Below are 8,873 nucleotides of genomic sequence, written 5' to 3' on the forward strand. Positions count from 1 at the left end.
AAGCGTATTATTTGTCATTTCGAGGAACGAGAAATCACATGCGTAACTCTACAAAGATTGGCGATTATAATTGCGGAGCTTCTAGTGTGATTTCTCGTTCCTCGAAATGACAAACTACAGCAACCTGAAACCTGAAACAAAGAAAACCTGAAACAATTTTATTCTCCCCTAAAATCAAACCACAAATTCATTTTAATGCCATCATCGCCGCTTTTAATACGAATATTAGTTGGCTGACTTTGTGGTCCTTGTTGTTCTAGAGGTTTAAAATCCCGCATCGCAGGAATTTCATACATAAACGAAATATCACCATCTGGAAATGGCGGCTGCGGATAACTTCCCTGAAAACCATTTTTAGGCAAATCAGGTGTAAATAACCTCAGGAATAAATTATCAGATTCGCTAAAAACTTTAAACGATGAGGTTCCTGCTTTTAAATTAGCGGCCAGAACATTAGCATGATACCCCTTAAATTCAGGATAAACCAAATTCTCGAAACTTTCGCCCGTTATTGTATTGTTATAGGCTTTCTCCCAAATGCCGTACGTTGTTCCTTTAATTCGGTTTTTCCAAACGTGATAAGGGCCTCTTCCAAACCATTTAATGCCTGTAACTTCTTTTTCCGGAAAACTAAACGTGATTCCAAACGCGCTGATTTTATCTTCAAAAAAAGCACCGTCAAAACCTTCACCTCCAGACGCATTTTTCAAAGCAATTAATTCCATTTTGAATCTTCCGTCAGGTTCCATAATCCATTTTATGGAAGATAAACCGCCAGAATAATTTACAGTACAAATAGCTTTTTCACCTTCTTGCGAAACCTGAATATCTTTTAGTTTAGCTTTCATTCCAATTGGTCGCGGGCCATTTGTAAGCGGAATTATTGAAGTTTTATTTTTTATAGAAGAGATTTCTCCCGTCAAAGCATCCAAAGTTATTGTTACATTATTCCCTTTTAAAATGATTTCATTTCCTGTTTTAGTGGCTGTTGCTTTGGCTTTTGTATTTTCAATAATTAAAAATTTAGTAGCGTAATATTTTGCTTTATGAATGGGCCATGTCCAGGTATAAATTTCTTTATTGAATTGATCAAAAGCTGAGATTGATAAAATATCACCATCAGCAAAATTCTTGGGAACAGCAAATTGAATTTTACGCGTTTCACCCGGATCAATACTTGGAATTTCAATTTTTCCTGAACTAATTGCAGTTGAATTTCCATTGGTATAAAGAACATTGGTTTCTGATTTTAGAACCTTAAATTCCATTTTACAGGAATTCAAATTGCTAAAAAGATAATCATTAGAAATTAAAAACGAACCGTCAAAATCTTCTGTAACCTGTTTTGGCAGAAACTGAATAGGAGCCCAGACTTCTTTTACGGTATAATAACTTCCTTCTCTTTCACGATGAGGTCCCAAAATTCCATCCGCAGCAAGCGAACCTTTCGAATCAAATTTTACATCTCCAGTCCAGTCAGAGCGTTTTACGGCTTCGTCGAGCATCGCCCACATAAATCCTCCGGCAAAAAGCGGACTTTCTTTATACCGATTCCAGAAATCTTCCAGAGCCGCTCCGTGACCGTTGTCGTAAGTTCCGTGCATAAATTCCGTTGGAAAAAATACATTTTCGCCAGCATTAAAACGATGCATTCCGGTTAAATAAGTCGGGTAGTGGTGCGTGTCCCAACCATTAAAATCAGCCCACGGATGAATCACAATTCTTTTCTGCGGATCATTTTCTGCAAAAACTTTATCAACATTATAATTCCAGCCGCCTTCATTACCATTATCCCAAATAATTACCGACGGATGATTGACATCTCGTGTCACCATTTCCGTCACTAATTTGGTTCCCGTTTCTGTATCATAAGAATTTTGCCAGCCCGCTAATTCATTCAAAACAAAAAGACCAAGAGAATCACAAACTTCCAGAAAATGCTCGTCTGGAGGATAATGCCCACGAACCGCATTCATATTCATATCCTTTAATAATTTCCCGTCTAATTCGCTGATTCGCTTGCTTGTACTTCTTCCGCCTTCCGGCCAAAACGAATGACGGTTAATTCCTTTCATTATTATTTTTGTTTCGTTTACATAAATCCCGTCTTGTTTTTTAAATTCTAAAGTTCTAAAACCAATGCGTTTATTATATTGATGAAGCACGGTTTGGTTTTGTTTTAAAACAAGTTGTAAATCATATAAATTAGGATTTTCCGGATTCCACGGTTTAATGTTTTTCCATTTTGCAGATATAGATTCTCTTATAGTTTTCGCTTTAAGCGGAAAAGTAAAAGTTTCGAAATTTTCTCCATTGAAACCTTTTAGCGTCGCTTTCAAAACCGTGTTTTTCGGAATGTTTTTCAAATTCAGATCAACCGTAATTGAACCGTCCATTTTTGGATTAACCGCAATATGTTCAATATGAGTTTTAGGCGAAACCTCCAGCCAAACCGGACGATAAATTCCACCAAAAAGCCACCAATCTGCACGACGTTCTGCCGCGTTAACTGATTTATTTGCTGAATGTTTCCAAACATGAACTTCTAAAATATTTTTAGAGCCAAATTTCAATAAAGACGAAATATCATATTTAAATTCATAAAATCCGCCCTGATGAATTGCTCCGGCCAGTTTTCCGTTGATTTTTACTTCTGTATCCGTCATCGCACCACCAAAGGCAATTACAACATCTTTATCTTTATAATCTGCAGGAACTTCAAATTCATATTTGTACAAACCTTCTTCTTTACTTGGTTCTTTTTGGTTCAGTTCTTTGTACCAGCGACCATATGTGTATTCGCCAAAACCTTCTAATTCCCATTGCGACGGAACATTTATTTTAGACCATTTCTGGCTGTTATTTCCGCCCGTACAATAAAAATCCCATTGTACAGGATGTTCAAAATCTTTTCCCGAAAGGTAAATTTTATCCGTTTGCTGAGCGATTGAGGTTTGACTTAAAACAAGCGAAAACGCAGCAAGAACAATATTTTGAAATGTATTTTTTAGCAGCATAATAGTTTTATTATTTGATAGTTAATTACCATCTGGTTTAGTGATTTCAAAGCGGTTACTCATTGGTAAAGTCCAGCTTGAAATGTAATTTGGTTTCTTAGGATTGTAATTTGAAATTTCTTTTTTGATATTTTTTTTCAAAGGAATATCTAGTTCGCGAATTCCTTTAATAATGCAAAGCGCAATTTCGTTTGCTCCAAAACTATTAAAATGTGTATTGTCATCCAACGCTTTTTCCTGTCCGGGAAAAGTATTGGCTGGGTATTGCACAAAAGCTTTTCTGGAAACTTCATCGCCCCAGGTTTCGTAAAGTTCAGTCGTTAATTTTGTAATATCAATAAGCGCAACATTATTTTTTTGGGCCACAGCACGCATCGCAGCAGGAAAATCACCATGCGTTTCTTTTAAAGTTCCATTTTCATTAAAAAACCGACGTTGTGTAGGTGTTACCAAAACCGGAATCGCATCTTTCTCTTTTGCAGCGTGAACAAATTCAGTCAATAAATCAGAATAAGATTCCCACGCACCATTTCCTGCGCCTTTTATTTTTTCGTCGTTATGACCAAATTCCACAAACAAATAATCGCCTTTTTTTATTTGTAAAAGGATCTTTTTTAGACGATTTGAATTTTTAAAAGAACTTAAAGAAGAACCTGAATATGCATAATTTGCGATAACAATATTTGTGTCAAAATAATTAGTAACAAATTGTCCCCAAGATGCCCACGGCTCAACATCCTGATCGGTAACCGTAGAATCTCCGGCGAGATAAACAACTGTCAAATTATCTTTTAAAGTAATTTTGATGCTTTGAATCGAAACTTCGCCCAAAAATTCAAGCGTGAGTTTATCATCCCAATCAAAAATGTCTTTCTCGCGATCTTTTAATGTAATGTTTTGGTTTTCATCTATTTTGGGAGTTCTGATATTAACATTAAAAATCTTTGTGACTGACTTTCCTTTTTGAATAGCAAGTTGATTGAGCATTAATCTTCGGGATTCTGTTTTTATGGTGATGTTTGACTCTTTTTCTGAATTTCCCATAACAACTTCCACCTGATAATTTCCTTCGGGAAGTTTCACAGAAAAGTAAGTTGGTTTTTTTGTTGAAAAAGAATTGGGATCCATTTTGATGTTTGAAGCCGTATTAAAATCAAAGCCATAGCCCACATTTGGATCGTAAACCAAAGCAGTATTGATTATGGTTCCTTTTGAGTTTTTTACAGAAGTTCCAAAATCAAACCATACAGATTTTCTGTTTTTAATAGTATCATTCAAATAGCTATTCGAAGACACAGCAAAGACAAAAGTCCAGGAAAAAAAACAAAGAAATAAGGTTGTGATTTTTGCCACTTTTTGTAAAATTTTAATGGGTTTGTTATTCAAATCTAATCGTTCATTTTTGATAAAGTATCCTGTACTATGATGTTAAATTGGGAATATAGTAATTATTAAATGTGTTAAAATAAAATCATTTGTTTGAAAAAATAATAGATTTTTTATTGATTATAGAAGGATAGTGCAGGATGGTTTTATTTTTGGTATTTTCTTACTTTACTAGATTAATACGTTTTTGATTTCGTTGAAGATTTTTAAATGAATCCATTAAAACTACTTATCATGAAGAAAATAGTGTTTGTTTTTGCTCTTTTAGTTTCTCTTATTTTTTTATCATTTAAGAAAAATCAATCTGGTGTAACGTTAAAAGAAGTCGTTGTAAAAGCACCTTTTGAAATGCCGTCAATCAAAATTCCCGATTTTAGTAATTGCAAGGAATATTCGATTGTAGATTTCGGAGCTATAAAAGGAAATAAGGACAAAATATCGGAAGCCATAAATAAAGCGATCACAAAAGCCAATAAAGCGGGAGGCGGAATTGTTGTGATTCCTGAAGGCGAATGGATTACGAAAAAAATCCATTTTAAGAGCAATGTTAACCTTCATTTGAAGAAAGGAGCGGTTTTACTTTTCTCAGAAGATCCAAATGATTATTTACCCGCCGTTTCCTCGACTTGGGAAGGTTATGAATGCTATAATTATTCGCCGTTGGTTTATGCATACCAATGTAAAAATATTGCCATTACGGGAGAAGGCGAATTAAAGGCAAAAATGGATATCTGGAAAGAATGGTTTAAACGACCAAAAGGACACATGGAAAGTTTAAAACGATTGTATTATTTGGCTTCTTACAATAAACCGTTGAAAGAACGCCAAATGGTAAATGATTCGGCGCATTTTCGACCTCAGTTTATTCAGTTCAATCGCTGTGAGAATATTGTAATGGATGGTGTTACGATTACCAATAGTCCGTTCTGGACGATTCATCCTTTTTTATCTAAAGATGTTGTCCTGAGAAATCTAAAAGTTTACGCACACGGACATAACAATGACGGTGTTGATCCTGAAATGAGTCAGAATGTATTAATTGAAAATTGTGTTTTTGATCAGGGTGATGATGCAATTGCAATAAAATCTGGAAGCAATCAGGATGCCTGGCGATTGAATACGCCTTCAAAAAACGTTGTCATGCGAAATTGTATCGTTAAAAACGGACATCAATTGGTGGCCATTGGAAGCGAACTTTCGGGCGGAATAGAAAATGTTTTCATCGATAATTGTACTGTCGTGGATGGCGCAAAACTGAATCATCTTCTTTTCATTAAAACCAATGAACGCCGCGGCGGATATGTCAACAATATTTATATGAGTAACATTACATGCGGTAAAATCGACGAAGGAATTCTGGGAATTGAAACTGATGTGATGTATCAATGGAGAAATTTAGTGCCAACGCTCGAGCGAAAATTAACGCCAATAAAAAACGTTTATCTGGAAAATATTAAAGCAACAAACGTAAAGTTTATTTCAAGAATTTTAGGGCAAAAAGAACTTCCGGTTGAGAATGTTTTTCTTAAAAATATTAAAGCTGATAATGTTTCAGGAGAAAAGGATATTCATGAAAATGTGGTGAATTTTGTGAGGAAAGATTAATTCTATCATATCGTATTTTATACACATAGCCCACGGTTTCAACCGTGGGAGACGTATTGTAAAATGCATTGTTTTTCAACGATTTCAATCATGTAATCGGAATACACATTGTATGAATATATTGCGAGCCAACGGTTGAAACCGTTGGCTATGTTTACAATATTATGATGAAATATTTTTGAATTTTATTGATTCATTAAATCGAATTCCTGTCAATAAAATTAAACGGCACCTTCACCGAACCTTTTTCTTTATTTAAAATCATTCGGGCTGCAGTTTCGCCCATAACATTAAAATCGGTAGACATTACGGTGATTCCCAAGAGTTCTTTTAGTGGAGTATCATTATAAGAGATTACGCCAATATCTTTTCCTAAAACATATTCTTCATCGCGAATTTGTTTCATAAGGTTAACAAGATCAGATTCTTCAATAGTAATAAAAAGATCGCCTTTTTTAAGCACCATATCGTCATAAACCTCGCTTAGGATTTCAAAATTGATTTCGTGTTCGACACAAAACTTTTTGAAACCGTGCAAAATTCTGCGCGGATAAGGATAAACGGCTTTTTCGGGATAGACCAGGATTAATTTTTTATATTTAGTTATTTTGGCAAGACCTTCTTTTAAGGCATTGTAAATATCATTTTCAAAATCCTGATAAATTTTGATAATTTCGCCTTCCGTTGTCAGTTTTATGTTATCCATAATAACCAATTTATCCTGAGGAATTCTTTGAATCGCTTTTACAACTTCATCAGTAAAACTTAAGTGCTTTAATTCATCCGTTTTAAAATGCGTAGTAATAACATAATAGTCGTAAACACCTTCAAACTTGTCCAGTAAATTCAGGAATAATGTTTCGTCGCAATGGTAAATATGCAAATCGGTATGGGCATTTGCACCCACAGTATTGATGAAAGAGTTGTACGTTTTCATTTTGTACGCACTCAGTTTATTAAATAGAAACAAAATATTAACCTTAGATTCCAGCTTGGTTCGGGTAATATAATAGCCTTTTCCCCGAATAGATGAAATAATTTTTCGTTCTTTTAAAATATTATAAGCCTTCTCAACTGTATCTCTCGACATATAAAATTCTTCACTAAAGCTGTTTATAGAAGGAATTTTTTGATTTATTTTTAGATTTCCGTTGGCAATATTTTGCAGAATCGAGTCTACAATTTGTTTGTATTTTGGAACTCTTGAATCTTCATCTATTTTAATAAGTTTGATCATGGGGCTTGTAATTGCAAATTACGCTCGTTTAATAAAACGCAATTCTAAATTATATTTTTTGTAAATAGTTTTAAATTAATCTGTTACCTTGTTTTGTTAGTGTTTCAATTAAAAGGAGACATTAAATTTAAGGAACTTAATTCTTAATCTGATTTTTTATTTATTAAATAAGTATCATTTTAATAATTGCGAAATCGATTGCTAAAATAGAAATTTTAAATTTATTTTTTCAATATAATCAGACTCTTCTTTACAATACCTCTCTGTTTTAACATATAATATAAAGGATAGTACAGGATAGTTTTGTTTTTTACATTTTCTTATTTTACCAAACGAGATTAACTATCACAATAACCACAAACAAATTAATAAATGGAATCATTATTAGGAATCATTTTTCACTCCATCGGAGGTTTTTCTTCAGGGAGTTTTTACATGCCATTCAAGAAAGTTAAAAATTGGGCTTGGGAAAGCTACTGGCTCGTAGGAGGTTTTTTCTCCTGGCTTATCGTTCCGCCAATTGCAGCTTATTTAACGATTCCGAATTTTGTCGATATTATTGCTGCAGCTTCGCCTACAATCAAAGCCTTTACTTTTTCTATGGGATTGATTTGGGGAATTGGTGGATTAACATACGGTTTAGGCGTTCGCTACTTAGGAATGTCGCTAGGAAATTCTATCGTATTAGGTTTTTGTTCCGCTTTTGGAGCTTTAGTGCCTTCTATTTATTATAATTTTTATCCAACCGAAGGAAAAATTTCCTTTACGGATATGTTACAAAGCACTGGCGGACAGCTCGTGTTGCTTGGCGTTTTGGTTTGCCTTATCGGAATTGCCATTTCAGGGAAAGCAGGAATCTTAAAAGAAAAAGATTTTGCCGTTGGACATGAAGATAAAGACAAAGATTTTAATCTTACAAAAGGACTTATTATCGCTGTAATATCTGGTATTTTAAGCTCTTTTTTCAATTACGGAATCGAAGCCGGAAAACCAATGGCAGAAGCGGCTGTAGTTTCAGGCTGTAATCCTTTGTTTCAAAATAATGTTACTTATATCGTACTTCTTTGGGGCGGACTTACAACGAACTTTATTTGGTGTATGTACCTTAATTTCAAAAATAAAACCTTTGGAGATTATACTAATAAATCAACACCAATTACTAAAAATATCCTTTTTTCTGCACTTGCCGGAACGATGTGGTTTTTGCAATTTTTCTTCTACGGAATGGGTGAAAGCAAACTAGGAAACGGAGCCAGTTCATGGATTTTGCACATGGCAACAATTATCCTTACAGCCAATTTCTGGGGATTTTATTTGAAAGAATGGAAAGGAGTTTCCAAAAAAACATTCAATACTTTTTTATGGGGAATTGGATTGATCATGCTTTCGATAGTTTTGGTCGGGATTGGAAATTCATTATAAAATAAAAGACATACAACCAACCAATACATTTATATAATGTCAAATATAATAAAAACACCAAATATGAATTTTAAGCACGTAAGCTACCTTTGGGATGAGGCCAAAGCAGCGGCCTTGGCAGGGGATGAAGTAGCGCTTTTCATTTATCGTTCTAATTTACTTGGAGCCGATTTAAGATTGACCAATTACGGAGGAGGAAATACTTC

5 protein-coding genes are annotated in these 8,873 nt (G+C 34.3%); 2 read left to right on the top strand and 3 right to left on the bottom strand.

The features are described 5' to 3' along the window. Window positions 1-158 precede the first annotated feature (158 nt). Complete coding sequence (locus tag BUE22_RS23290) at window positions 159-3,017, bottom strand: glycoside hydrolase family 2 protein (RefSeq protein ID WP_073398350.1); 2,859 nt, start codon at window positions 3,015-3,017, stop codon at window positions 159-161. Between the two features lie 21 nt (window positions 3,018-3,038). Then, window positions 3,039-4,370 (bottom strand): rhamnogalacturonan acetylesterase, encoded by a 1,332-nt coding sequence (locus tag BUE22_RS23295; protein WP_243396854.1) that lies wholly within the window; start codon window positions 4,368-4,370, stop codon window positions 3,039-3,041. A 267-nt stretch (window positions 4,371-4,637) separates the two neighbouring features. Between BUE22_RS23295 and BUE22_RS23300 the strand changes: the two genes are divergently transcribed. Beyond that, window positions 4,638-6,008, top strand: coding sequence for a glycoside hydrolase family 28 protein (locus BUE22_RS23300; RefSeq protein ID WP_073398351.1), 1,371 nt, complete (start codon window positions 4,638-4,640; stop codon window positions 6,006-6,008). A gap of 196 nt (window positions 6,009-6,204) precedes the next feature. Here BUE22_RS23300 and BUE22_RS23305 read toward each other — a convergent pair whose 3' ends face one another. After that, on the bottom strand, window positions 6,205-7,245 hold the full coding sequence (locus BUE22_RS23305; protein WP_073398352.1) for a GntR family transcriptional regulator: 1,041 nt from the start codon (window positions 7,243-7,245) through the stop codon (window positions 6,205-6,207). Between the two features lie 372 nt (window positions 7,246-7,617). Here BUE22_RS23305 and rhaT point away from each other — a divergent pair, with 372 nt between their 5' ends. Continuing rightward, window positions 7,618-8,667 (top strand): L-rhamnose/proton symporter RhaT, encoded by a 1,050-nt coding sequence (rhaT, locus tag BUE22_RS23310; RefSeq protein ID WP_042566503.1) that lies wholly within the window; start codon window positions 7,618-7,620, stop codon window positions 8,665-8,667. Window positions 8,668-8,873 lie beyond the last annotated feature (206 nt).

This window comes from Flavobacterium pectinovorum (assembly GCF_900142715.1).
GTDB classification, from domain to species: domain Bacteria; phylum Bacteroidota; class Bacteroidia; order Flavobacteriales; family Flavobacteriaceae; genus Flavobacterium; species Flavobacterium pectinovorum.